General features: G+C 68.0%; 18 protein-coding genes. 2 read left to right on the forward strand and 16 right to left on the reverse strand.

Going from position 1 to position 24,447, the window contains the following annotated elements; all coding sequences use genetic code 11:
- Positions 1-36 precede the first annotated feature (36 nt).
- On the forward strand, positions 37-1,353 hold the full coding sequence (locus ACVOMM_RS08650) for an NCS2 family permease (protein WP_053518892.1): 1,317 nt from the start codon (positions 37-39) through the stop codon (positions 1,351-1,353).
- Positions 1,354-1,394: 41 nt separating this feature from the next.
- Here the strand turns inward: ACVOMM_RS08650 and bcsZ are convergent, their stop codons facing one another.
- The 13 genes from bcsZ to ACVOMM_RS08715 all read right to left on the reverse strand — a co-directional run bounded on the left by bcsZ (position 1,395) and on the right by ACVOMM_RS08715 (position 20,615).
- The gene (bcsZ, locus tag ACVOMM_RS08655; RefSeq protein WP_481526125.1) at positions 1,395-2,531 is read right to left on the reverse strand and encodes a cellulose synthase complex periplasmic endoglucanase BcsZ; all 1,137 of its coding nucleotides are present in this window, start codon (positions 2,529-2,531) and stop codon (positions 1,395-1,397) included.
- On the reverse strand, positions 2,515-6,096 hold the full coding sequence (gene bcsC, locus ACVOMM_RS08660) for a cellulose synthase complex outer membrane protein BcsC (RefSeq protein ID WP_481526126.1): 3,582 nt from the start codon (positions 6,094-6,096) through the stop codon (positions 2,515-2,517). Before bcsC ends, bcsZ begins: the two co-directional genes overlap by 17 nt.
- Positions 6,093-8,468: a cellulose biosynthesis cyclic di-GMP-binding regulatory protein BcsB gene (gene bcsB / locus ACVOMM_RS08665; RefSeq protein ID WP_180876950.1), complete on the reverse strand. Its 2,376-nt coding sequence runs from the start codon at positions 8,466-8,468 to the stop codon at positions 6,093-6,095. Before bcsB ends, bcsC begins: the two co-directional genes overlap by 4 nt.
- Positions 8,465-11,092, reverse strand: coding sequence for a UDP-forming cellulose synthase catalytic subunit (gene bcsA, locus ACVOMM_RS08670; RefSeq protein WP_481526127.1), 2,628 nt, complete (start codon positions 11,090-11,092; stop codon positions 8,465-8,467). Before bcsA ends, bcsB begins: the two co-directional genes overlap by 4 nt.
- Entirely contained in the window at positions 11,089-11,844 is a 756-nt protein-coding gene (gene bcsQ, locus ACVOMM_RS08675) for a cellulose biosynthesis protein BcsQ (RefSeq protein ID WP_053518884.1), read from the reverse strand. Before bcsQ ends, bcsA begins: the two co-directional genes overlap by 4 nt.
- Positions 11,841-12,017, reverse strand: a complete 177-nt coding sequence (gene bcsR / locus ACVOMM_RS08680) for a cellulose biosynthesis protein BcsR (protein WP_080375313.1) — start codon at positions 12,015-12,017, stop codon at positions 11,841-11,843. Before bcsR ends, bcsQ begins: the two co-directional genes overlap by 4 nt.
- Entirely contained in the window at positions 12,017-13,654 is a 1,638-nt protein-coding gene (gene bcsG / locus ACVOMM_RS08685) for a cellulose biosynthesis protein BcsG (RefSeq protein WP_283219543.1), read from the reverse strand. Before bcsG ends, bcsR begins: the two co-directional genes overlap by 1 nt.
- Positions 13,651-13,830 (reverse strand): cellulose biosynthesis protein BcsF, encoded by a 180-nt coding sequence (bcsF, locus tag ACVOMM_RS08690; RefSeq protein ID WP_053518880.1) that lies wholly within the window; start codon positions 13,828-13,830, stop codon positions 13,651-13,653. The genes bcsG and bcsF overlap by 4 nt, the downstream gene beginning before the upstream one ends.
- A complete protein-coding gene (locus ACVOMM_RS08695; RefSeq protein ID WP_065175833.1) occupies positions 13,827-15,365 on the reverse strand; it encodes a BcsE family c-di-GMP-binding protein in 1,539 nt (512 codons plus the stop codon). Before ACVOMM_RS08695 ends, bcsF begins: the two co-directional genes overlap by 4 nt.
- Before the next feature lie 215 nt (positions 15,366-15,580).
- A complete protein-coding gene (locus ACVOMM_RS08700) occupies positions 15,581-16,615 on the reverse strand; it encodes a fimbrial protein (protein ID WP_180876947.1) in 1,035 nt (344 codons plus the stop codon).
- The gene (locus tag ACVOMM_RS08705; protein ID WP_481526132.1) at positions 16,606-19,170 is read right to left on the reverse strand and encodes a fimbria/pilus outer membrane usher protein; all 2,565 of its coding nucleotides are present in this window, start codon (positions 19,168-19,170) and stop codon (positions 16,606-16,608) included. The genes ACVOMM_RS08700 and ACVOMM_RS08705 overlap by 10 nt, the downstream gene beginning before the upstream one ends.
- A 91-nt stretch (positions 19,171-19,261) precedes the next feature.
- Entirely contained in the window at positions 19,262-19,990 is a 729-nt protein-coding gene (locus ACVOMM_RS08710; RefSeq protein WP_481526128.1) for a fimbrial biogenesis chaperone, read from the reverse strand.
- 85 nt (positions 19,991-20,075) lie between these two features.
- Positions 20,076-20,615, reverse strand: a complete 540-nt coding sequence (locus ACVOMM_RS08715; protein WP_053518870.1) for a fimbrial protein — start codon at positions 20,613-20,615, stop codon at positions 20,076-20,078.
- A 455-nt stretch (positions 20,616-21,070) separates the two neighbouring features.
- Between ACVOMM_RS08715 and ACVOMM_RS08720 the strand changes: the two genes are divergently transcribed.
- On the forward strand, positions 21,071-21,436 hold the full coding sequence (locus ACVOMM_RS08720; RefSeq protein WP_053518868.1) for a hypothetical protein: 366 nt from the start codon (positions 21,071-21,073) through the stop codon (positions 21,434-21,436).
- On the opposite strand, the gene pncB is transcribed toward ACVOMM_RS08720, so the two are convergent.
- The 3 genes from pncB to ACVOMM_RS08735 all read right to left on the reverse strand — a co-directional run bounded on the left by pncB (position 21,433) and on the right by ACVOMM_RS08735 (position 24,376).
- Positions 21,433-22,614 carry a nicotinate phosphoribosyltransferase gene (gene pncB / locus ACVOMM_RS08725; protein WP_053518866.1) on the reverse strand — a complete coding sequence of 394 codons (1,182 nt, stop codon included), beginning with the start codon at positions 22,612-22,614 and terminating at the stop codon, positions 21,433-21,435. The genes ACVOMM_RS08720 and pncB overlap by 4 nt on opposite strands.
- Before the next feature lie 74 nt (positions 22,615-22,688).
- Entirely contained in the window at positions 22,689-23,528 is an 840-nt protein-coding gene (locus ACVOMM_RS08730; RefSeq protein WP_111186328.1) for a glycosyltransferase family 2 protein, read from the reverse strand.
- Entirely contained in the window at positions 23,525-24,376 is an 852-nt protein-coding gene (locus ACVOMM_RS08735) for a glycosyltransferase family 2 protein (protein WP_481526133.1), read from the reverse strand. Before ACVOMM_RS08735 ends, ACVOMM_RS08730 begins: the two co-directional genes overlap by 4 nt.
- Between the last annotated feature and the right edge of the window lie 71 nt (positions 24,377-24,447).

The raw sequence follows: 24,447 nt of genomic DNA on the forward strand, positions 1-24,447 counted from the left end.
GCCCGCTTGCTGGGAGACACCTTCACGAGAAGCCCCATGTCCCTGTTCGAACGCCTGTTCCAGCTGCAGCAGCACGGCACCACCGTGCGCACCGAGCTGCTGGCCGGTGTCACCACCTTCCTGACGATGTCCTACATCGTCTTCGTCAACCCCGAAATCCTCGGCACCACCGGCATGGATGCGGGCGCGGTATTTGTCGCCACCTGCCTGGCGGCCGCGCTGGGCTCCACGGTGATGGCGCTGGCAGCTAATTTCCCGGTCGGCATGGCTCCGGGCATGGGCCTGAACGCGTTCTTTGCCTTCACCGTGGTCGGCGCCGCCGGCCTGCCCTGGCAGCAGGCGCTGGCGGCAGTGTTCATCTCCGGCCTGGTGTTCCTGGTGCTGTCGCTGACCGGCGTGCGTGCCTGGCTGGTATCCGGCATTCCTTCGTCACTGCGCTCAGCCATCGTCGCCGGCATCGGCCTGTTCCTGGCCATCATCGCCCTGCAGAAGTCCGGGGTGATCATCGGCAACGAGGACACGCTGGTGGCGCTGGGCCCGCTCAACACCGCCCCACCGCTGCTGGCACTGGCCGGCTTCCTGCTGATCGCCGTGCTGGAGGCGCGCCGCATCCGTGGTGCGATCCTGATCGGCATCCTGGCGGTCACTGGGGCCGGCTGGGCGCTGGGCGACGTGCAGTACCAGGGACTGGTGTCCCTGCCGCCAAGCCTGGCGCCGACCTTCCTGCAGCTGGACCTGCCGGGCCTGCTGCACCACGACGGCGGTGCCCCCATCGCGGTACTGCTGCAGGTGGTGCTGGTGTTCGTGCTGGTGGAGGTGTTCGATGCCACCGGCACGCTGTACGGCGTGGTCGGCCGCGCCGGCCTGCTGAAGCTGCCAGGTGCGCAGAAGCGTTTCGGCCGTGCACTGCTGGCCGACAGCACGGCAATCGTCGCCGGCTCCATGCTGGGCACCAGCAGCACCACGGCATTCGCCGAAAGCGCCTCGGGCGTGCAGGTGGGCGGCCGTACCGGCCTCACCGCCCTGGTGGTCGCCGCGCTGTTCCTGGCCGCCCTGCTGTTCTCGCCGCTGGCCTCGATGGTGCCAAGCTACGCCACCGCACCGGCCCTGCTGTTCGTTGCCGGGTTGATGCTGCGCGAGCTGGTGGAAGTGGACTGGAGCGACCTCACCGAATCGGTGCCGGCGGCCCTGTGCGCGCTGGCGATGCCGTTCACCTACTCCATCGCCAATGGACTGGCTTTCGGCTTCATCGCCTACGCTGCGCTGAAGGCCGGCACTGGCCGCTGGCGCGAGGTGCATCCGGCGGTGTGGCTGGTGGCCGTGTTGTTCGTGCTGCGCTTCGCGCTGGAGTAATCAGGGCAGGGGCCCGCTGTCACGGCGGGCTGGTGGTGTACTCATCGCCATGCCGGTCGCAGCTGGCCATCCACGCCGAAACGCCAGCGGCCCTCGGCCCAGCCCCGGCCGAACAGGGCCAGCATCTGCGAATAGTAGGCCGGTGCCTCGGCACGCTGCTGTTCCGGGCTGGGCAGGCTGGCCAGCAGCGACTTCGCCAGCCCCTGCTCGCGCTGTGCCAGCACACAGGGCAGTACAGCCGCGCGGAAACCATAGTTGCCTTCGCCCTGCCCCTGCCCGCTGCGGGTATCGACCTTTTCCCAGAGTGCCGCACCGCTGCGCAGGCGCTGCAGCGGACCGGACAACGCCGCCAGCTGCCGCCGGAACAACGGATCGCGCGGGGCCGTCATGCCTGCCCACGTATAGCAGCGGATCGCGTCGTAGCCGCCCACCGCTCCGTTCACGGGATCGACCACGAAGCGCCCCTGCCGCCACGCCGCCCAGTCCGGTGCATAGCCATGCGGGCTGGTCTGCTCCAGCAGCGTGGTCGCGTTGTCCGCCAGTTCCGCCCAGGGCCCACTGCGATCGGCCGCGGCAAAGCGCCGCAGCAGCGGCAGCGGCAGATAGCTGGGATTGACCCGGGTCGCATCGCCTTCGACGAATCCCTGCGGTCCCGGCAGCAGCATCGAGCCGAGACCGGGCAGCTGCACGACTTCCCTTTCCCGCACCTGCCCCAGCATGCCCCCGGCGATGGCCTGCAACGCAGGACGGTGCCAGAGCCGCCCCGCTTCGAGCAGGGCGTAGGCCAGCCAAAGATCGGAATCGGACGCCGGATTGTCGTCCAGTACGCGCCAGCCGCCCTTGTCATCGCGGCCCCACAGCCAGGCCGGCAACCGCTGCCGCATATCGCCCCCGGCCAGGTTGTCCTGGGTCCAGCCCAGAACGCGATCAAACAGCGCCTGATCGTTGTCGACCAGCGCGAAGAACAACGCATACGACTGCCCTTCCGACGTACTGCGCTGGTCGTCCTGGCTGCGATCGATCATGCGTCCGTCGTTGCTGAGGCTGCTGTCCAGCAGCACCTGCCAGGCCGGCCAGCGCGGCGCTGCGAGCGCACGCCCTGCGCCCATGGCCAGCAACGGCAAGGCGGCCGTCGCCTGCAGCAGTCGGCGGCGTTGCGGGTCAGCGGAACTCGCCATAGGGCACCAGTGGCGACACGGGCAGCGGCAGGTTGCCCTGCCAGGGCTTGAAGGTATAGCGCAGATAGAGCTGGAATGTGTTCGGCGAGAAGTCACGGCTGCGCTGCAGGGTTCCCGCCGCGCCCAGGACGATGTGATCGCCCAGCCGCCGCTCCACGGCCGCGTAGAGCCGATAGCCGGTGCCGGTGCTGCGGCTGTCGCCGGTGTACAGGCCAGCCTCGTCCAGCGCGAGAGCACCGTACTGCGGCTCCAGCTGTGCCACCACGCGCTCGATCAGCGCCTGGTCCGGGAAGCGGCTGATCGACGCCGTACGCGCGCTGGAAACACTGACCGACCCATCCACCCGCAGCGACCACAGATCATTGCGCCAGGCAAAGCTGGCCGGCAGGCTCAACGAGGCATAGCGCTGCGGGCTGTAGTAGCCGCCCTGGCCCAGCGAGTAGCCGCCCAGATCCTTCTGGTAACGCCAGTACATGGCCGTGGTGCCGACGTCCAGGCGCATGTCCGTACGCTGGATCAGCTTGTGGTACCAGCCGACCATCGCACGCGCACGCGTGTTGTCCGCGACGTTGTGACCGGTCAACCGGTGCCAGCTCCAGTTCGACCAGACACCATTGCGTCCGCCCTCATCGAAGCCCAGGCTGAAGGTGATGCCATTGGCGGTCACCCCACCCCAGGCAATGCCGCTGCGAGGATCGTAGGCACCGGCCTGTGACAGCAGGGAGTTGGTCATCGGCCGCCGCGACAGCGTCGCCCCCCAGCCGAGACGGCCCAGATCGCCATTGGCGGTGATGCCTCCCAGCCAGTTGCCGATCACATAGTGGGACGGCGTATGGCCAAGGTCGACATTCCAGCGATCGTCCAGCGTGCGCCAGCCGGCCGCGAACCCTGCGCCGGAACTGCGCCGCTGATGCACGAAGCGGGTACATCCCGGGGCCTGCAGCCGGGAGCCGTCGGCACGCAGCAGCGACAGGTCGCAGCTGCCGAAATCCTCGTCGTAAGTGCCGTCGGCGCCGGTGCGGAACCGCCCTGCGTCGAAGTGCACCTGTTCGATGCGCGCCCAGCCGAGCCCGCCTGCAAACGGCGCATCCAGATGCGCGATGCGGGTGTCGCGCCCGAGGCGGGAAATGCCGGGCGTTCCGTCGCTGCGACGACCGGTATCCTGCATCACCGTCAGCGTGGGATTTTCCTGCTGGTACAGCGTTTCCACGTCGCTGCGCAGGCTGCGCCGCAGCCAGTCGTCCCCCGCGGTCTCGCGGCTGGCCAGGGTCAGCGCGCGGTTGTCGCGCGGCTGTGCCTGCGTTGCGGCCAGCAGGCCGTTGTCGGCCATCGCCTGCGCGTACATGTCCAGCGCCTGCTGCGGATCCTCGCGGCGCACCAGTCGCGCTGCGTCGCGCCAGGACTGTGGATCCGGACCGTCCCTGCGGGCCAGCAGCGCGCGCAGGATCGCCAATGCCTTGGCGTCCTCGTGCAGGTCGGTCCAGATGCCGGCCAGCTGGCGCTGCTGGCCGAGCGCATCTTCGGCGACCACCGGGGGCGACAGCCGCATCTGCCGCCGCGCGTTGTCCAGATCGCCGGCACCGATCCAGGCCTGCACCTGGCCAAGCTGTGCATCGACGTTGTCCGGCTGCTCCGCAAGTACCCGCTGGTAATACTGCAGGGCCTGCGGGTGGTCGCCGCGCAGGCGCGCCCAGTCGGCCAGCAGCAGGTTGTTCTCGGCACTGGCCGGTTGCTGTTGCAGCAGAGCGATGGCTTCCGGCTCGCGTCCCTGCGCACGCAGCGACCAGAGATGATCGATGAGCTGCTGCCGGCGCAGCCGTGCGGACAGTGCGCGGATATCATCATCCCATTCCGCCAGCGGCACCGCGTCCAGCACTGCCAGTGCCTGCGGCAGGCGATCGGTGCCGGACAGATACAACGCCTGCGCGTAGCGTGCTTCAGCGCTGTCATTGCGCGCCACCATGTCCGCGACCACCGCATCGGCCTCGGCAGGCCGACCCGCGGCCTGCAGCTCAACGGCCAGGGCACGGGCGAGCCACGCATCGGCGGGCAGCTCCACGCGCAGCTCATGCCCGAGCGCAAGGGCGGCCTCCGCATCGCCGGCCGCCAGGGCCTGCTCACGTCGTTCGCGCAGGCGACTGATCCGCAGCTGACGCAGATCCTCGGCGTACAACCGGCGCTGCGCGGCCGGCAACGCATCGATGAAGGTCTCCAGACGCTGCGGATCGGTCCTCCCATACAGCTGCACCAACCTGCGGATCACGTTGGCATCGTTCGGCGCCATCCGCCTCGCGGCCTGCAGCTGGCGTTCGGCCGAGGCGTCGTCGCCACGGGCCACGGCAACATCCACCTGCCCCAGCCGTGCGTTGACCTCGCGTGGCTGCTGCCCCCGCGCCTGCGCGTACAACGCATCCGCCTCGTCCAGCCGACCGGCACCGAGTGCGGCATCGGCCTGGTCCAGCAGCAGCCAGTAGCGCGTACTGGCAATGAGGTCGCGCCATTTGTCGCTGCTCTCGCCGACGGGCGTGGCCTGGATCGCGCGTTCGAACAGGCCGATCGCCGACGCGCGACGGCCCTGTCGCATCTGCGCCATGCCCAATCCGCCCAGGAAGGCGGCTTCGCGCGGATAGGCCCGCAACGCCTGCTGGAAGGCACGTTCGGCCTCGGCATCGCGCCCGCGTTCAAGCAGTTGCTGGCCACGCAGACCCGCGCGCCAGGCCGGATCACTGACCTGCCTGTGCTGCTCGGCATAGCGCTCGCGCACCAGGGCGATGTCATTGAAGGTGGGATTGCGGGTGATGAACGCCTGCAGGCGACGCACGCCGCGCTCATCGGCGGGCTGGTCCTGCAGGTACGCCCACTCGGCATCGGCAGCCAGCCCGCGGGCGTCGGGGTTGCGGCCCATGCGCCGCAGCGCGTCGAGCGCTTCATCGTCGCGACCGGCCGCGAACAGCAGCTGCGACAGCGTCTGCAGCAGCCCGGTGTTGCCTGGATACGCCTGGTCCAATGCGGTCAGCTCCCGGATCGCCAGCGCGCGGCCATCCGCCTGCGCGCCACGCAGACGCCAGTACTCCAGCCCCAGCTGCAACCCCGGAGGCGCGTCATTGAACAGGCGGCGGTAGATCGCCAGCGCATCGGCACTGCGGCCACCGGCTGCGAACAGGCGTGCCTGCTGCAGCTCCTGCTGCAGATCGCCCTGGTAGGCCTGCCAGAGGCGATCACCCGCAGCGAGTTCGCGACTGCCCGCACCGACCTGCCGCAATCGTTGCAGTGTCGCGGTCGCATCCTCCACCTTCTGCTGCGACAACTGCACCTCCAGGATCGCCAGCAGGGTGCCACGATCATCCGGTGCCAGCATGCGCAGCCGTGCCAACGCATCTTCGATCAGGCTCTGGCGCCCGGTCGCCTCGCCGATGCGTACCTGCTGCAACAACCACTGCCGCTGCTCGGCCGCAGTGCCGCCGGGCATTTGCGGCAGCGCCTGTGCCGCGCATGCGCCGGTCCCGGCCAGACCCAGCAGTACCAGCCGGGACGCCATCAGCAGCGGCGGCGAGGTCCGGCTCATTCCTTGCCCGCATCCAGGCGCCGCGCGGCGACCCAGCGCAGTGCACGCCAGAGCAGGAAGGCGACCATCAGCACCACCAGCGTGGCCAGCACGGCCAGCAATGCCGGATGATCGGCCAGGTGGTACCACAGCAGCAGCCACCACGGCAGCGCGCCCACGTAGTAGTGTTCGCCCACGAACTGGCTGTTGATGCCGGAACTGCGCAGGATCGCCACCGATCCCGCAATGGCTTCGCGCTTGCCGGTGTCGCTGAGTGCATCATCGAGCAGCTGATAGTCGGCCGGATGGCTGGCCGCCAGCGAGACGATGCTGCGCTGTGCATGGCGGGGCGACTGCAGGCCGACGATGGCCGCGAAGGGCGCCTGTGCGGTGACCGCCACGCGGGTGACCGCAGGATCGCCCGCACGGCTGCCGCGACGGGCCTGCTGCACCGCCAGCTCCGGCGATGGCCACTGGCCGTTGAGCAGGCGCGTGCGTTGATCGTCGATCAGCAGTGACAGCTGCTGGCTGCCGCGCAGCTCATCCGGCAACGCGCCCAGAACCAGCAGGTCCGCATCCAGCGCACTGGCCTGTTTCCAGTCCGCGGACAGGCGCAACCCGTAGGCCGGGTACCCACTCTGCACGCCCAGGCCTCCGATCAGGTTGAGCAGCAGGCTGACCTGGGCCTCGCTGGCGGACGGCGGCACCAGCACCACGGTTTCAGACAGGTCCGCCATGCGTGTGAACGGGAAGCCGCTGAGCGCGAACGCGGACAGGTCCGGCAGACCCATGTAGTGATGGAAGCCGGAGAAGTCGATGGTCGAATCCTCCTCAATGGCCGCCTGCAGGTTGGGCGGCAGCACGGTCTGGCAGTGATCGCGCTGGGCACTGCCCATCACGCTGGCAAAGTTGAAGTCGAACCTCAGCTGGTTGCGGTCACCCAGCTTCAGCGCCGGAATCAACAGGCGGCCATCGTCGGCGCCGGCATCGCCAGCGAGCACAGGCAGGCGGATTTCCGCCACACCCTGCTTGCCGGTGCGGCGCACCAGCGGGAAGCTTGAAATGAACTGGTCGTTGATCGCCACGCCCAGCCGCGACTCATCACTGCCAAACGGCGGCGTGTAGCGGTAACGCAGGTTCAGTGGAATGCCCTGGTTGCGCCAGATGAACAGGTCCGGTGGCAGGTTGAGATTGACCGTGATCGGCTGCGGCGATACCCCGTTGGCATGCAGCTGCTGCGGATAGTCCAGCAGCTCGGCCAGGCGCACCGCGCGATCGGTACGCACCCAGTTCGGCGCGTCGTACGGCCTGCGTGGCGCCAAGGGCTTCATTTCGTCGATCGCGACCTGGCGGCCGCGGAACAGGACATTGCCGGCCGCCATCGCCGAAACGGCCTTCTGCAGGTCATCGTCGTTGCGGCCCAGCACCAGCAGCAGCTTGCGCTGCGGATCCTCGGGCAGGGCCATCAGCTCGATCACCGGCCCCTGCACAGGCGCGTGGTTGGCGATCACCGGCGGGAAGCGGCCATTCACCGCCAGCACCACCGCGTGGCCCTGCTCGGGCAGGGTGCCGAAGCTCACCGGGAAACGGGCCTGCCGCCACCATCCCGCCAGGCTGCCGAAATAGGACGCCATGACCGCCGCAGCCCGCTGCTGCGCCAGCGTGGGCGCCGCTGCAAACACCACCGGCAGTTCCAGCCGCGCGGTGTCGCGCGGATCGAAGAAGGGCAGCGGGAAATTGGCCAGATCATCCTGCATGTCCAGCGGCTGGCCGCCCAGCCTCAACGTGCTGTTGCTGGAGAGGTTGACCCACAGCGAGCTGTGCGTGGGTTCTTCGCAGATGTCGGTGTAATGGCCGACGAATTCCAGGCGGACCTGGTTGAAATCAGCGATCAGGCGCGCATCCAGCGGCAGCTTGGCCTGCACGGGGCGTCCCAGCTGGTCGTTGCTGATCGGTACCACGCCCATCATCGCGTCGTTCAGATAGACCCGCAGGTGCGACAGCGTCGGCAACAGCGACGGCGAGGGTGTGAAGCTCAGATCCAGTTCCGCTTCGCGCGCGAGGCGATCGCGGCGCACCTGGAATTCGAACGTGGTGCTGTTGCGGACGCCGGACAGCAGCGTGTCCTGGCGGCGGCCGAGCTGTGCGAAGGTGCTGTGCCGTTGCCAGGGCCAAGCGCTGCCGGCCCAGGTATCGGGCAAGGCCGGTTCGCCGCGCGGCGCGGGCACCGATGCCGCTGTGGTCGGGGTCGGTACCGCAACCTGCGCGGCCGGGGCATCCGGCGTTGAACCGGTGGCAGGCGCCGGCACGGGTGCTGGAGCGCCATTGCCGGACACCACTGGCAGTACCAGCAACGGCAGCAGCAGCCAGCGCAGAGAGGTCGGGATGCTCATGGACGAAGCCCTGGGTCAGCGGCTGGGTCAGCCGGGTGGGAGGGAAGCGGACGTTGTGGTGCGAAACTGGCCAGCCAGCGCAGCAGGCGACCGCTCCAGTGCACCGGGCGGTCGAGATCGAACGGCGTGAAGTCGCCCATCCGCCGATAGCCTTTCCAGCCCAGCACCAGCACGCTCCACAGGCTGCGTGGCAGGCTCTTGGGCTGGTAACCGGCATGCCAGTCCAGCCACGCATCGGCGCGGGCGAATGTGCATTGCGCGAACTCCACGCGCTGGCGCTCGTTGTCGAACTGCAGCAGCAGGCCGAGGCGATGGCCGACGCTGCGCTGTACCCGCGCCGGGAAGGCGAACTCGCGCCGGCCACGCCCGAGCAGCAGGTGTACGCGCGTGCCTTCGGCCAGTTGCGGATCCAGTCCCAACTCCAGGCCGACGCCATCGTTGGAATAGTCCTGCAGCACGCCCCGCAGTCGACGCCCATCGGGTATCTGCAGCGCCATCGGCAGGCGCGTGGTGACCCGGTGGGTGCGCCGCACCTGCTGCACCTCCGCCGCCACCGCCAGCGCGCCGCCGATGATCAGCAGGTTGTACAGCACCCACAACGAACTCACGACCACGGTGCCGCGCTCATCGGCGGGCCCCTCGATGAAACGCCACACGGCGAAGCACAGTCCCAGCACGTTCAGCAGCGCCAGTACCAGGTAGGGGCGCGCCACCCGCCAGTCGAAGCGGTCACCCGCCTGCGTGCCGCCCTTGTCGGTGACATTGAACTTGCCACGGCCGGGACTGAACAGGGCCACGGTGGTCGGCCGCGCGATGTACCAGGCCAGCACGGTTTCATAGACCTCGCCCCAGAACGGGCGGCGGTACCGGCCCTGGATGCGCGCGTTGGTCAGGCTGGCGTGGGCCATGTGTGGAACGACAAACAGCAGGATCGCCAGCGCGGGTGCATAGATGATGTAGACGTGCAGCAGGAGGAAGGCCAGCGGCGCGGTGAGGAACACCAGCCGCGGGATGCCCGCGAGGAAGTGCAGCATCGCGTTGGCGTAGCAGAAGCGCTGGAACAGGCTCAGGCCTTTGCCAAGCAGCGGATTGTCGATGCGGAAGATCTGCACCATGCCGCGCGCCCAGCGGATGCGCTGGTTGACGTGCGCGCCCAGGCTGTCGGTGGCCAGGCCGGCCGCCTGCGGAATGCGAAGGTAGGCCGAGTTCCAGCCCTGGCGATGCAGGCGCAGGGCGGTATGCGCATCCTCGGTGACGGTCTCGGTGGCGAAGCCGCCGATGGCATCGATGGCCTCACGCCGCAGCACCGCGCAGGAACCACAGAAGAATGCGGCATTCCACAGGTCGTTGCCGTCCTGCACCAGCCCGTAGAACAGCTCGCCCTCGTTGGGATCACTGCGGAACACCTGCAGGTTGCGCTCGAAGGGATCGGCCGAGAAGAAATGGTGCGGCGTCTGCACCAGCGCCAGCTTCGGATCGCGCAGGAACCAACCACAGGTGATCTGCAGGAACGAGCGCACCGGCAAGTGATCGCTGTCGAAGATCGCCACCAGCTCACCGTCGATCAGGGTCAGGGCGTGGTTTAGGTTGCCGGCCTTGGCGTGTCGGTTGTCGCTGCGGGTGATGTAGTTGACGCCGGTCTGCTCGGCGAAGGCACGGAACGCCTCGCGCTTGCCGTCATCGAGAAGGTGGATGCGCAGTCTGTCGGCCGGCCAGTCCAGCCCCATGGCGGCATGGACGGTATGCCGCACCAGTGACAGGTCTTCGTTGTAGGTGGGAATCAGCACATCCACCGTGGGCCACTGCCGAATATCGGCCGGCAAGGGCGCCGGACGCCGTCGCAGCGGCCAGGCAACCTGTACGTAGCCCAGCATCAGCACCAGCCAGGAATACGTCTCGGCCACCAGCAGCACCAGGCCGCAGACCAGGTCGAAGGTGCTGCTCCAGTTCAGGGTGGCGGTATAGCGCCACCAGAGATAGCGGCAGGACACGGTGATCGACAGCACCACCAGTACCAGCGTCGCATAGCGGCCGGGCATGCGCCGTACCAGCAGCGCGATGACCCATAGCAGCAGCACGAACACGAACTGCGCCAGGTAGCTGAAGGGCTGGGTGATGCACAGCGCGGCCAGACCCAGCGTAGCCAGACCGGTGACCGCGGTCAGCGCGTGCCGCGCGCGCGGCGGCAGGTGCTCCAGGCGCTGTGCGAGCCACGCCGCGAGGCGACTGTTGCCGACATCGGCAGGTGCATCACGCATCGCCCGCAGGTAGCGCAGGCGACCGCGTCCTGCCGCTCCGCGCAGCTCGGCGATGCGCTGGCGCCGGGCCTGGGCCAGGCGCTGGCGGCGCAGCGAGGTATGCGGAACCAGCCGCACCAGCGACAGCCATGCGGCCTGGATCAGCAGCCGCAGTGGATCTCCGGGGCGCCAGCGGCGATCACCCTGCAACTGCGGGAACGCACGCCGCAGCCGCGGCGCCAGCGCCTGCCACGCAGGTCCTTCCAGCCTCAGCAGCGCCCAGCCCAGCGCCTGCAGCGACCACAGCAGTGCGCACAGTGGCCATGCGGCGTACACGCGCTCACGCAGCCGGTTCCAGTGCAGATAGTGGATGCGTGCGCCCTTCATCGCCCGCTCTCCCGATCCTGCCGCCGCGCCGCCTCGGCCAGGCACCACAATGCCAGGCCGGCGACGTCGGCAGCCGCCAGCGCATCGGCCGCATGCTGGCCCAGCGGCTGCTTGCTGGCCAACGCGGCCGGCACCCGCGCATCTTCGTGCAGAGGCTGAGGCACCAGCATCGACGCGTGCGCATGCAGCCAAAGCTGCATCAGATCGCGCTGCACCGGAACCGCCGGGTCATACCGGTTGGCCAGCAGACGGCGCGGATCGTCGTGCTGCCGCTGCAGGAAGACGTGGCTTGCCGGATCGACGCACGCCAGGCGCAACGGCAGCGTACAGCGCGCATATCGGTTGACCGCCGCCGCGTGTGCCGGCAGCCGCTGCGGCAGGTCGAACAGCAGCCAGTCGAACTGCGCCGACAGCACTGGCACGCGATCATTCCAGGTGTCGGGTGCCAGACTCAGCGCCTGCTCGATCTGCAGGGCTTCGGCCGCGCTGACACGGCCGTACGGCAGCACTGCCAGGCCCGGTGCGCAGGCGAAGGCCGCATCACGCCAGTCGCGGCCGTCCAGCATCGCCCGCGCCCAGCCATCGGCCTCCCGTGCGGCCAACCCGACATGCAGGCCCAGCATCTGATCCGGACTGCACTCGACCAGCAGCACGCGCTGGCCCTGCGCATGCAGCGCCTGTCCCAACGCGGCCAGCACCGTGGTGACGCCTGTGCCGCCGTGCACGCCCTGCAGGGACAGCAGTACGCTCATGGCTGCCGCTCCAGCTCGGCCAGCAACGGCCAGCGTGCCAGTGCCCGGGCACGTTCGTTCTGCGCCGAGAAGTCCACGTAGGGCAACCCGGGCATGCCCAGGCTGCGACGCAGCAGATCGATGTCGTCCTCCTCCACCGAAAGCGTACTGGCAACGGCCAGGATGTCGGCCATCAGCGTTTGTCCTCCGGGTACGGGTTCCAGGCCTTGCTTCCCTGCAGCTGCAGCCAGGGCTTGCCACCGTAATCGATGACCTTGGCGCCTTCGTTCTCCGACACCGAGGGCGTACGTGGCAGCCCCTGCAGCAGGCTGTCCCAGTCACGCGCTCCCGGCGGCGACTGCGCGTTCAGCGCATACACCCGCGACACCAGTTCGGAGAGGGCCAGATAGCTGCTGGGCTCGGGCACATGACGCGGCCCTCCGCTGGCCGGCGTGCCCATCCCGACCAGCTTGATGCCGACCGGCACATGGGTGATCGAAGGGCTCGGAATCTCCCGCATGCCGGGAATCTGCATGCGGTCGCCATGCAGCGCCGCGCCATGCTCGGGCACCACGACGATCATGGCGCGACGGCCACTGCGCTCCACCGCTTCGACGAAGCCTGCCATGTCACCCAGCACCATCTGCGCGCGGGCCTTGTAGTCCGCCGCGTTGGCACGACCGTCGGCGCCGACGATGCGGTTGCCGTCGTGCAGGGAGATCGTGTTGTAGAACAGCGCGACCTGCTGCGCCTGTTCGGCCTGGCGCTGCTTCCACCAGGCGTTCAGCACGTCACCATCGCGGCGCAGCGGCGACTTGTCGAACGCGACCAGCGCCCGGGGAAACGCGCTGATGTCCATCGGCCGTGCCTGCAACCCACCGTACTGGCTCAGTTCGCCGATGAAGTTGTCGAAGTGCCCATCGTGGTTCATCGCCAGCTCGCTCTGGAAACCCAGGCGCTGCAGGTTGGAGAACAACTGGCATTCGGCTGGCACCGGGTCGAACAATGCGGTGTGCGAGGTCTGTCCGCAGCTGGCGCGCAGCAGGCGGATCGCCGCCGGTCCGCTGTAGGCGGTGGCCGAGTTGAAATCGTCGAAGATCAGGTCCATGTGGTCCAGCAGCGTGTTCTGGCGCATGCCGACTTCGTCCAGATCACTCCATGCCAGCGAACAGATGTTGAGGATGATGACGTCGAACGGCGCAGCGCTGGCCGGCGCCGGGAACACCGTCTTCAGGCCCGACTGCTGCTGGTAGAAGGCCGCCAGCCAGGCATTGAGTGTCTCGTTGCTGGCCGGCGCAAGTGCACCGGCAGCGCCGGCAGCGGCGTCAGCACCGCCGGTCGCTGCGGTGGCCTGCGACGTTCCCCAGTTCAGGCCCGCCGGCAATGGCAGTGCCACCACCGCCATGCCCAGCATGCCCAGCACGCTCAGCGTCGTGATGCGCAGCCACGGTTTCAGCAGCAGGTAGGCAACCACCAGCAGCACCAGCACCGCGACCATCTGCCAGTTGATGAAGCGCTGCGCCAGCTCCAGCCAGTAGTCGGCGGAGAAATCGAGCACGCCCGGCTGTGCGAGAAGACGCTGGAAGGGCGGCCACCAGGTGTCTTGGTAGTAGAGCACCACGGCCACCGGCACGGCGACGACCGTGCGTGTGATGCGTGCCCATCGCCACGGCAGTGGCACCAGCAGGGCGGCCAGGAACAACAGGTTGGGCAGGACCTTGAGGTCCAGCGCGCCCATCCAGGCCAACACCACTTTGGACAGGAAGTACAGGTTCCAGCCGCGCAGGTCCGACCAGACGAACGGCGATGCGGGCGTCGGCTCTGCGCTCATTGCGGCCTCCGCGCATCGCGCACCCGCACGCCCGTCCGCCGCAGGTGCCGTGGGGGCAGCCATGACGCTGCGCGGCGACGCACCGCGCGCCACAGCGCGCCCAGCATCACGCCGAACGGAATCATCACCAGCGCACAGGCCGCGATCAGCGTCCACAGCTGCTGGTCGGTGGTCATGCGGAATCTCCCAACCGGAACGGGATGGGGGCGTTGAATGCGACCTCGTTGACCGGGGCCGCGGGTTGCGGCAACGGAACGGCAGGGGCGGGCAGCGTCTCGGATTCGGAGTCGCTGCCGCGGGCATTCATCGCTGCGATGTCGTACTCGGCCAGGCGCTGGTAGCCATCGAACAGCTCGCGCCAGGGCAGCCGGTACAGGTTGGAGAGCGCCTGTTCGACCGCATCGCGGCGGCAGCCGAACAGGAACAGGCGGACCTGGCCGCGGTACACGCAGGCCACATCCCCCTGCCTGCGGATGTTCAACTGCTGCAGGGTCTGTTCCGCGCGCAGCCCGGCCACCGGCTGCAGCGCCAGCACGGCGCTTTCCACCGCGCTGCCGTCCTGATCGATGCGTTCGCCGACGATCTGCCGGAAGCGGTCGGCCGCCACGATTCCATTCACTTCCGGTGGCCGGTGGGCACGGATCAACGGTTCGGGGTCGGCCGCCAGCTGCCCCTGCCAACGCTGCCGCTGCACCGTCTCCAGCAGCGTCAGCAGCCGCGGCAGCGGAGTCGCCGCCGGCACCACCATGTTGCCGCCGCACTGCAGCAGCAGGCGCTCGTCGGCGTAGCGCAGGCACGGTTGCACCTCGCGCACCACCAGCTTCAGCAGGTCGCCGCGCTCGCGGCGCAGCCGATGCAGCAGGCGTGCCAGTGTGTCCACCTGGTCGTTGCTGCGGATCGCCAGCACCACGGTGGCCTCGCGCGCCTGCAGCGCCGAAGGCAGCAGGTCCGCCCAGCCATCGTGGAGCCGCCAGGCGGGCGACAGCGGCGGAGCGCCTTCCAGCACGTCGGCCTCGGCCAGGTACAGATCACGATCGCCGCCGCTGGCCTCGACCGCAGAGAGCACACTGTCCGCCTCTTCTGGCACGCGGCGCAACCCGCCTTCTGCCGCTTCGATCGCGAAGGCACGGCGGGCCACCACGCCATGGGCGTTGGCCCAGTAATGCAGCAGCAGCTGCAGCGCACCGCGGTGCGGATGCAGCTGGGCGACGCCGGAACAGGTCCGGTTCAAGGCCAGCAGGCGCGGCGCCAGGGTGGCCACTTCACCGTGGCAAAGCAGCAGCAGCACCGTACCGGCCTGCTCCGCCCAGGCTTGCAGCTGCCGGTTCCATGCCGCCAGCCGGGCATCGCTCCAGCCTTCCAGCGCCGCCAGCGGAAACTGCACCATGCACAGGCGGGTCGCGGCGGTGGCCGCGCGGGGAAGATCAACCGCCAGACCGCGCAGGGTCCGCTGCATGGCAGCGGCCGAGGAACGGAACAGACGCAACCGCGCCGGCCCCTCCCCCGGCGGCAGCTCGGCCAGCATCGCATCGGCGCCGCGCCCCAGCGTCGCCAGCACGGCGTCCTGCACGTCGCTGGCCGAACCCAGCACACCTGCGCCAACCAGGTCGGCCGGCGCGCTTCCGGCCGCGACGACCCAGTACAGCCCACCGCCGTGCATCTCGACGAACTCGGGCGGCAATCCGGCGATGGCAAGATGGGGCGCTGTCATGCCGGGTCCTTTCAGCGGACCTCAGCCGAGCCGACGCTGCGGCAGCGGAGGTGCTGTGTTGGGTGACTCGAATTTCATGACGCGCATCACACTCGTGCTGCGATACGTTCATGGCAGCTCCGATCTTGGTATTTCCGGGATCAAGACGCAGTCAACGTCGCCTGCGGAACAGGCAACGTTGGGGTGCAGCGCAGCGGTGGAACGGCCGTTGGCCGCTACTCGTACTGGATGGTGAAAGTCGCCTGTCCGTTCGCGACACCGGCACCGACGGTACCGGCCTGGGTCTGTACATAGCGGGCGCGCAGCGGCAGGGTCATGGTGCTGGTGCCCGGTATGGTGGTGCCGACATTGATCGCCTGGCCGAAGCGCACTTCGCGCTCGGTGGTGCCATCGCGCTGGACCATCTGGATGCCGATGCGGGTCGCGCTGTTGGCAGCCGCGCTGAGCTTCAGCACGCCCGGCATGTTGGAGCTGTCCTGGTCGGCATCCAGGCGGATGCCGATCTTGCTCTGGTAGGCAGCAACATTGCTGCCCTGGCAGTTCAGGCGGATGTCGAAGTCACGGTTGACCGCGCGCGAACCGACGCCGGTGAACGAGGTGTTGGGGACACTGCCGAAATCCACCGCGATGTTGCGGCTGCCGGCGTCCACCTCGCAGGTCGGGCTGACCACGGTCGTGCCCGATCCCTTGAAGGTGGAGGTCAGCACCGGCCGGCTGGCACCATCGCCATCGTAGTAATAGGTGGTGAAACGTCCATTCGGCGCGATAACGCCCGATCCTGTCTGAGCTGCTGTCTTGATCAGTTCGACACGGAAGCGGCCTCCGCTCAACGAGAGGTTGGTATTGCTTCGCAGGATCAGCGTGTGAGGATAGTAGGTCTGGATATCACCGGAATCGCGATAGACGCGAATGCCAACACCTGCCACGTCGGTTGCGTATACGTTGCTGAATCCTGGTACCGGCGTCTGCTGTGCCGCATTGACGAAGCGACCGCTGGCGTTGCCGCCCCGGCTATCGCAGTAAGCGACGCTGTTGCGTTGATTGATGTTGACAATGAGTTCCTTGATCACGCCGCCGACCGGGGTGCTGGGAAGAATCACGATCTGGCCCATGTCCATGGTCACGTCTTGGGGTTGGAACCCGGACTGGGTGATGTAGCAACTGGCAAACGCAGGCGCCGCCACGAGGGCGCCCGTGAGCACGGCCAGTGCGGCCAGCGCCTTGCGGCCACGGGAATGAATCATCGGCATGCTGCCTCCAGCGGGATGAAGCCGGTCTTGGACGCATCGGCGCCCGCCGGAACCTGGTAATCGACGGTGCAGCGCTGGTCGGCGCCGGCGCCCCACTCCACCTGCAGGCGGCCGTGATCCTGCTCGCTGCGCACATACAGGCGGCCACCCTGGCTGACCATGCCCACCGGCTGGCCCTGCTCGTCCTTGACCTGTGCGCCAAACGGCAGGGTGCGGCCATCGGGATTGCGCACCTGGATCAGCAGCGCGTTGCCCTTGCGGGTATCGAAGCGCAGGTAGCTGATGGCACCGGCAAACGGTGCAACCGACTGGCTGCTGCTTTCCAGCTCGACGTCATGCGCCATGCCCTGCGGATCCAGGGTCACGGTGTTCAGGCGGTACGGCGATACGTACGGCACCACGGCGTAGCCGCGACCATCGATGCGCAGGCCCGGTGCGTTGGTCACCTGCGCGTCGCGCGCGCCCGGCGCCTCGACCAGCACCATGGTATCGCCACGCTGCGGAGTGAAGGTGACGCCGCCCGGATGCATGACCACGCTGCCGTTGGCGCCCACCGATGCCTGGCGGAAATCGCTGGAATGGCTGTAGGTCGCGTTCAACGCGGTGTAGCGGCTGCGGTACTCGGCGTTGCCGACCGCGGTGGTGTTGCCCTCGCGGGAATCGGACAGGGCCACGCCGTAGCTGAAGTTGTTGTCGACGCCGGCCGAACCGGTGATGCCCACGCGGCTGTTGTCGTAGCCACCACGGTCACGCGCGCCCAGGTCGGCGCTGAACGACACCGGATGGGTCCCTCGGCCCAGCGGAACGCTCATCGAGAACAGGTACTGGGTGTCGGCCCGGCCGAGGATGCCTTCTTCGGTGCGCAGTGCCGAGAAACCGTAGTTCACCGAGCGCCAGGCGTTGTTGTAGCCCACCTGGTACTGCTTGGAGGTGCCGGAACGGTCGTAGAAGTCACGCACCGAACCGGTGACGTACAGCGCACCGGCACGGCGGCCCAGCGGCTGGTTCAGGGTCAGCTGGAACTGGCTGCGCTGGCGGCCACGGGTGGTCGGGTCGATGCCGCGATCATCCGCGTCGCGTCCGTACAGGGCGTCCTGCAGGCTGTAGTAGCCTTCGGTCGAATAACGATAGGCGGCCAGGGTCAGGTTGGTCCCGGTTTCGCCGATCATGTTGCTGTAGCTCAGGCGCACGCTGGCGCCGGTGTGGTCGCCGTAGTGGTTGAACGACGTACGGGCATGGGTGACATCGGCCGCGAACGCACCGATCCGGGTGGACAGGCCAATGCCGTACAGCAGTGAAACGTAGCCTTCGCTCAGCGCGCTGCCGCCGTACAGGGTCAGCTGGTTGCCGATGCCGCGCTGGTAGGTACCCTGCGCCAGCCAGGGTTCATCGCGCAGCAGCTCGTTGCGGACCTGGCCGGCGGTCACCGAGTAGCGGGAGACGCCTTCGCGCAGCATCTGCGGCACCGAACCGAACGGCACCTTGAACTCGCGGCGGCGGCCATCGGCCTCGATCACGCTCACTTCCAGGTCACCGCCGTAACCGGTCGGGTACAGATCGTCGATGACGAAGCTGCCCGGCGATACGGTGGAGGAATAGATCAGCTGCTGGTTCTGCCGGACTTCCACCCGCGCATTGGTCTCGGCGATGCCGCGCACCACCGGCGCGTAGCCGCGCAGCGAATCGGGCAGCATGCGGTCGTCACTGGCCAGGCTGGCACCCCGGTATCCGATCGACTCGAACAGTTCGCCGGTGGTGTAGGCCTCGCCCACAGTGAGCATGCCGCGGATCTTCGGGATGCCGCGCTGGGCGTAGGTGGCGATGCTCTGCCAGTGGCGGCCGTCGCCCTCGGTCCAGGTCAGGTTGGAATCGTGGCGGAACTGCCAGCCACCCAGGTTCAGGCCGGCATTCAGGCCCAGATAGGCGCTGCGGTTGCGCTGTCCGCCTTCGACGCGGCTGTCGCTGTCGATGGCATTGAAGCTGTAGCCGACGAAGCCGGCGTTGATGCCACGGTCCCACAGCGCGGGGTTGACGTAGCCACGCGCTTCGCGGCGCAGGAACACCTGCGGGATGCTCAGGTCGTAACGCAGGTTGCCGCTGTCATAGACGCCATAGGCATTGGCCATGCGCTGCTGCACCGGCACGCACGTGGAGGTATCGCTCGGCACCGACGGATCCTGCTGCAGCAGCACCGCCTCGCTGTCCACGCCCATTTCCTCGAGCATCGGCAGCGCCAGGCAGGCATCGACGCGCCCCTGTGCATCCGCCTTGAACTGCACGTCGCGGCGGCCCTGCCAGGCGCCATTGACGTAGACGTCCACGCGATAGGTGCCGGCGACCATCGGATTGCCGTTGCTGAAGGCCGCCAGATCGACCTGCTTGGCCTGGCCGGAGAGGAAGCTGGAGTTGAACTGCGCCGACTCCGGCGCACGCGCGGTCGCCGCCCCAGTCTGCGCCATCAGCGCCTGTTCGCCGAGATTGGCCGGGGCAGCCAGCGCCCATCCTGGGCAGGCCACGCCGGCAGCCAACAGGCAAAGCGCCTGATGGATCGACAATGTCAATCTGTTTCCGATCACACTGACATTCCTTCAATTCGCCGCACGGCGGCGGTGGCGGGATGCGCAGGCCCTGGCCAGCGCGGCGCGTTCAGCCCCCGGTGCTGTCGAGGCGGACCTTGTGCTCCACCCGACCGCCGTAATCGTTGATGGTGATGAAGCGCACCTCGGTGGTGCCCGCCGGTGCGGCGAACTCCAGGTTCTGCTTCGGTGCGACCATCGTTCCCTTGTCCTCGACCGCCTTTTCGCTGCTGCCGGTCACGGCATGCACTTCGGCCAGGGTCACGTGGAAGGGGCTCGGGTTCTCCACCCGCAGGCGGTCACCGCTGCGGGTCCAGCGCAGGGCTGCCGGTGCGTCGTTGGCGACGCCCTTCAGGCCCTGCGGCCGATAGAAAAGCTTCAGGCGCGAACGGAACGCGACCTGCAGGTAGTTCTGCTCACCGTTCTCGGCGTTGTCCGGCGACGGCGGCACGTCCAGCACGTTCAGCCAGAACACCGACTCGCGATCGGTCGGCAGCTGCGCGCCGGAGAAGATCAGGCGCAGCGCCTGGCTGCGCCCCGGCTCGACGCGGCTGATCGGCGGCGTCAGCACGAACGGGGCATCACTGGTGTCGGCCGTCTGGTTGGCGTCGCCACTGTCGACCCAGGCCTGCACCAGCGCGGGCGAGTCGCCCACGTTGTCGACCTGCACGGTGACTTCGCGCGACTGCGCCGGATAGATCACACGCGTGCCATTGACCACCACGCCTGCCATGGCTTCCTGGCAGAAGAGCAGCGTCGACGCTGCCAGCAGCAGCGCCCGGGGAAAGAGAGCTTTCATCGGAAGTACTACGCTCGAGGTGTGTGGCCAGGGGCCGCGGAGCGCTGGCCGGCGCGTACGCCGGCCAGTGCGGGTACGGCGATGATCAGTTGTAGATGATCGTGTACTTGACGCTGCTGGTGACGTCGCCCGGGGTGGCGGCGGCAGTGGCGTAGTACTCGGCGTAGTAGTTCAGGTTGGCGGTGCCGTCGGTGGCAACGGTCACCCACTGCGAGTTGTCCTGGGCCAGACCGGTGCCTGCGGCCTTCACCGGCAGGAACTGGTTGTTCGAGCCCAGCAGCTGCAGCTGCACGTTGCCGGCAGCGTTGGCCGAAGCCTGGTTGATCAGGCGGCCGCTGTTGAAGTCAACGGTCGAACCCGGCTCGAAGTAGGTGGCGACGTTGCCGGCGCTGCACTTGGTCAGGTTGATGGCGAACGGGGTGCGGCCCGCGACGGCACCGGCGGTGGCCAGGGTGTTCTTGGACACGGTCGGCAGGGTAACGGCGAAGTCCTTGCCGCCCGGGGTCGAGATGGTGCAGGTCTTGTCGGTCACCTTGCCATTGAAGGTGATGGTGCCGTCGGCAGCGTTGGCGGCCAGCGGAGCAGCGGCCAGCATGAGAGCCGCGATGATGTTGATCTTGTGCATTGCTTTTACCTAACCCTACTGAAGAGATGGAAGTAGAGGAGGAAGCAAGGAGCACTGCCGGGCTTCAAGACCCATCCTTGCGTCTCACCTGTGGCCGGATTCGGACATACCTACCCCTGAATCCGTGACGCAAGTATATGCAGAACTGTGATGAAAGTCCCATTATTTTTCTGAACGATGGTTTATTGACGCCCCAAATGTGACGTGATAGGCACTTTTGGCTTGGCGGCCGATGGGGAATTGGTGCGGGCCGGCAAAGGTGGGGGAACGACAGCAGATGACGTCTTCGACCCCGGTGGCGGGCGCGCCTGAAAGAGGCTGTTTTCAGGCGGCCAGCGCCTTATTTGATGCGCATCACTCTTTGTTGGTGATGGCCCTAGCAGATTCGGATTTTGCCTATTAAAGGCCGTCCGGAGCTGTCGCTAACTAGGACACACCGAACCAGAGAACGTGTCATGAGGACTTCCCTTCTGCTGTGCGTGGCCCTGATGTCCGTCAGTGCGCTGGCCCAGGCCAGCAGTGGCAGCATCCGGTTCAGCGGCCGCATCGCCGAGCCGGGTTGCACGACGGCCCTGTCCCAGGGCGAGCTGAGCCTGGCGGCCTGCCCGCCGTCGGCCAAGGGCTCGACGGTGGCGGTGACCGCGGTGGGCGACAGCCAGGCCGCGACGCTGCGCGATGGCAAGCGCCATGGCCAGCAGCTGGCCGTGTCGGCCAGCGCCATGCGCGTCGGCGACATCGCCTTCTCCGAGCGCTACCGCGTGGAAGCGCCGCAGCAGCAACCGCTGCGGGGCGCCTACCTGGTGGTGGTCGACTACCTTTAAGCCGGGTCCGGCAGTTCAAAGACCTGACGCAGGTAGGCCAGGTAGCCGGGGTCGTCGCACATGCTCTTGCCCGGCGAATCGCTGAGCTTGGCCACCGGCTGGCCGTTGCAGCGGACCATCTTGATGACGATGTTCAATGGCGTCGGGCCCAGATCGTTGGTCAGGTGGGTGCCGACGCCGAAGGCCACCTGGCAGCGACCGCGGAAATAGTCGTACAGGCGCATCACCTTGGCGATGTCGAGCCCATCGCTGAACACCAGCACCTTGCTGCGCGGATCGACCCGGCGCTGCTGGAAATGCGCCAGCATGCGGTCGCCCCAGTCGAACGGATCGCCCGAGTCATGGCGCACGCCGTCGAACAGCTTGCAGAAATACATGTCGAAGTCGCGCAGGAAGGCGTCCAGGCCGACCACGTCGGACAGCGCGATGCCCAGGTCACCGCGGTACTCGCGTGCCCATGACTCCAATGCCGCCACCTGCGAATCGCGCAGCCGTGGCCCCAGCGCCTGGAATGCCTGCAGGTACTCGTGCGCCATCGTGCCGTGCGGGGTCATGCCGTACAGCCGGGCGAAATGCACGTTGCTGGTGCCGACCAGCTGCGGGCCGAGCGCATCGCGCAGCAGCGGCAGCAGGCGCGCATGCCAGTCGCGCGAGTAGCGACGGCGGCTGCCATAGTCGGCGATGCGGCATTGCTCGAAGCCGGGGGTGTCGCGCAGCAGCGCGGCCTTGGCCTGCAGGCGGCGCTCGCCTTCGGCGAAGTCGGGCGTGGTGGTGTTGCGGAACCAGACTTCGTTGATGATGGCCAGCAGCGGCACTTCAAAGAGGATCGTATGCAGCCAGGGCCCGGTGATGTCCAGTTCGATCTCGCCGGGCACCCGGGTCGAGGCACGCAGCTGGATGTACTTGCGGTCCAGGTGGAACAGGCCGAGGAAATCGGCGAAATCGGGCTTCACGAAGCGCAGGCCACGCATGTAATCCAGCTCGGCGTCGCTGAAGCGCAGGCTGCACAGGTGGTCGATCTCTTCATCGATCTGGTCGATGAAGCGGGCCAGGTCGATGCCGGGCGTGCGGCATTTGAACCGGTACTGCACCTGGGCGCCGGGATGCTGGTGCAGCACCGCCTGCATCATGGTGAACTTGTACAGATCGGTGTCGAGCAGGGACTGGATGATAGGCATGAGGCGGATTATGCGCCCGGCGGGGTGAACCCGGGGGCCCCGCCCATGCGCGCCGCCGCCGGACACGCTCGACACTACAGGGATCTGCGCAGCAGTCTCGGCACCAGCAGCAGCGCGTGCGCCCAGATCGCCCCCCAGACCGCCACCTGCACCAGCAACGAGCGCTGTGGCGCCTCGAACCTGCGGAAGTAACGCCACAATCCGCGGTGCTTGTGCCACTCGACGAAGAAGGGCCGCGAACGGCTGGACACGCCGCGGACATGGGTGACCTGCAGGTCGTTGGCGATCGCCACCACCGCGCCCGCCTCACGCGCGCGCCGACACAGGTCCAGGTCCTCGGCGTGCAACCGGTAACCGGCGTCCCAGCCACCGAGACGATCAAACAGCGTCCGCGGCATCAGCAGCAGCGCGCCGGACAGCGCCGGCACCGGCTGCAGCGTCTGTGCCGGATCGCGCGGAATCGCCAGTTTCGAGCCGCTGCCCGGTGAGCGCAGCATGGCCAGGAAATCCGGATCACGGCGGCGCACCGCCTCATCGGCATGGCCGTGCTCATCCACCTGCTCGACCCCGAGCAGGCAGTCACCGAGCACGTGTGCGCGATCGCGCAGCCTGGCCAGGGTTTCCGGCTCGACCATCAGGTCCGGGTTGATGAATGCCAGCCACGGGCTGTGCGAATCGGCCGCGCCCTGGTTGTTGGCGGCGGCGAAGCCCGGATTGTCCGGGTTGCCGATGAAGCGCACGCGCGGGTCGTGGCTGGCGTGCCGCTGCACGATATCCAGCGTGCCATCCACCGAACCGTTGTCGATCACCCGGATTTCCGCCACATCCTGCGACTGGCGCAGCCTCGACAGGCAGGCATCGATGGTGCTGCCGCTCTGGTAGGTAACGACGATGGCGGCAATGGCGGCATTCAAGCGGTTGGCTCCGACGCGGACGGGACGAACAGATCGCCCTGCTCGCGCGGCATTATCGCCTGCTGCATCCGCTGCTGCAGGTCCGCGCGCAGTTCGTGCAGCGGATCGTGCATCAGGAAGTCGGCCAGGCGTGGCACCCAGCCAGGCCACCGCGCGGCCAACGCCTCCAGATCGCCATCGCGGCTGACCGCTTCGCCGGCGCGGCTGACGAACGCGTTCTCGCACAGCACGTTGCGCCAGCCCAGGCCCGCCATGCGCAGGCTCAGATCGACCAGCGCAGCGTTCCAGCCGGCGTAGCTTTCCACGTCCAGTCCGCCGGCACGGCGACGTGCATTGCCGCGCACCAGTACCGCATGCGTGACCGCCGATGGCAGCTCCGGGTGCAGGGTCGGCAGTGCGGCGCAGGTCTGCGCCAGCAGCGCAGTATCGGTGGGCTCGGCATTGATCTCGCCCAGCCGGGGCCAGGCCGCGGTCTCGCCTGCATTGCACCAGGGCGTGGCGGTGGCAATGGCCGCATCGCGGGCGAAGGCGTCCTGCAGCTGCTGCAGCCATCCCGGCGCCGGTACGCTGTCCGGTGCCAGCAAGGCCACATCGAGCCCCTCGCAGGCACGCAGCATTTCATCCAGATGGGCCACCTCGCCCAGCGGCCGGGCGCGGCGGGTGTACTCGGCCTGCAGTGGCGTGTTCGCCAGCCAGTGCTCGACGACCGCCTGAGCGCGTGGTCCGGTCTGGGCATCGTCGGCCAACCAGACCGCGGTACCCGGTGCCGTACCGGCATCAAGTGCGGCCAGACACCGGTCCAGCGCCGCATCGTCCACGCACAGCGGCAACAACACGATCGCCCCCATCCCGCCTCCGTGGTTGTCGGTGGCCACAGCGTAGCACCGGGAGGGTGTTGGCCGGGTTGCACCCGGCACGT

The sequence above is a fragment of the Stenotrophomonas sp. STEN009 genome (assembly GCF_056760395.1).

Bases quoted from the DNA above. Each gene is read 5' to 3' on its own strand.
- bcsR (WP_080375313.1), bottom strand. From the start codon at position 12,017: ATGGCCGACATCCTGGCCGTTGCCAGTACGCTTTCGGTGGAGGAGGAC.
- ACVOMM_RS08700 (WP_180876947.1), bottom strand. From the start codon at position 16,615: ATGCCGATGATTCATTCCCGTGGCCGCAAGGCGCTGGCCGCACTGGCC.
- ACVOMM_RS08715 (WP_053518870.1), bottom strand. From the start codon at position 20,615: ATGCACAAGATCAACATCATCGCGGCTCTCATGCTGGCCGCTGCTCCG.
- ACVOMM_RS08650 (WP_053518892.1), top strand. From the start codon at position 37: ATGTCCCTGTTCGAACGCCTGTTCCAGCTGCAGCAGCACGGCACCACC.
- bcsQ (WP_053518884.1), bottom strand. From the start codon at position 11,844: ATGAGCGTACTGCTGTCCCTGCAGGGCGTGCACGGCGGCACAGGCGTC.
- ACVOMM_RS08710 (WP_481526128.1), bottom strand. From the start codon at position 19,990: ATGAAAGCTCTCTTTCCCCGGGCGCTGCTGCTGGCAGCGTCGACGCTG.
- ACVOMM_RS08735 (WP_481526133.1), bottom strand. From the start codon at position 24,376: ATGGGGGCGATCGTGTTGTTGCCGCTGTGCGTGGACGATGCGGCGCTG.
- pncB (WP_053518866.1), bottom strand. From the start codon at position 22,614: ATGCCTATCATCCAGTCCCTGCTCGACACCGATCTGTACAAGTTCACC.
- bcsB (WP_180876950.1), bottom strand. From the start codon at position 8,468: ATGAGCATCCCGACCTCTCTGCGCTGGCTGCTGCTGCCGTTGCTGGTA.
- bcsZ (WP_481526125.1), bottom strand. From the start codon at position 2,531: ATGGCGAGTTCCGCTGACCCGCAACGCCGCCGACTGCTGCAGGCGACG.
- ACVOMM_RS08720 (WP_053518868.1), top strand. From the start codon at position 21,071: ATGAGGACTTCCCTTCTGCTGTGCGTGGCCCTGATGTCCGTCAGTGCG.
- ACVOMM_RS08695 (WP_065175833.1), bottom strand. From the start codon at position 15,365: ATGACAGCGCCCCATCTTGCCATCGCCGGATTGCCGCCCGAGTTCGTC.
- bcsG (WP_283219543.1), bottom strand. From the start codon at position 13,654: ATGAGCGCAGAGCCGACGCCCGCATCGCCGTTCGTCTGGTCGGACCTG.
- bcsC (WP_481526126.1), bottom strand. From the start codon at position 6,096: ATGAGCCGGACCTCGCCGCCGCTGCTGATGGCGTCCCGGCTGGTACTG.
- bcsF (WP_053518880.1), bottom strand. From the start codon at position 13,830: ATGACCACCGACCAGCAGCTGTGGACGCTGATCGCGGCCTGTGCGCTG.
- bcsA (WP_481526127.1), bottom strand. From the start codon at position 11,092: ATGAAGGGCGCACGCATCCACTATCTGCACTGGAACCGGCTGCGTGAG.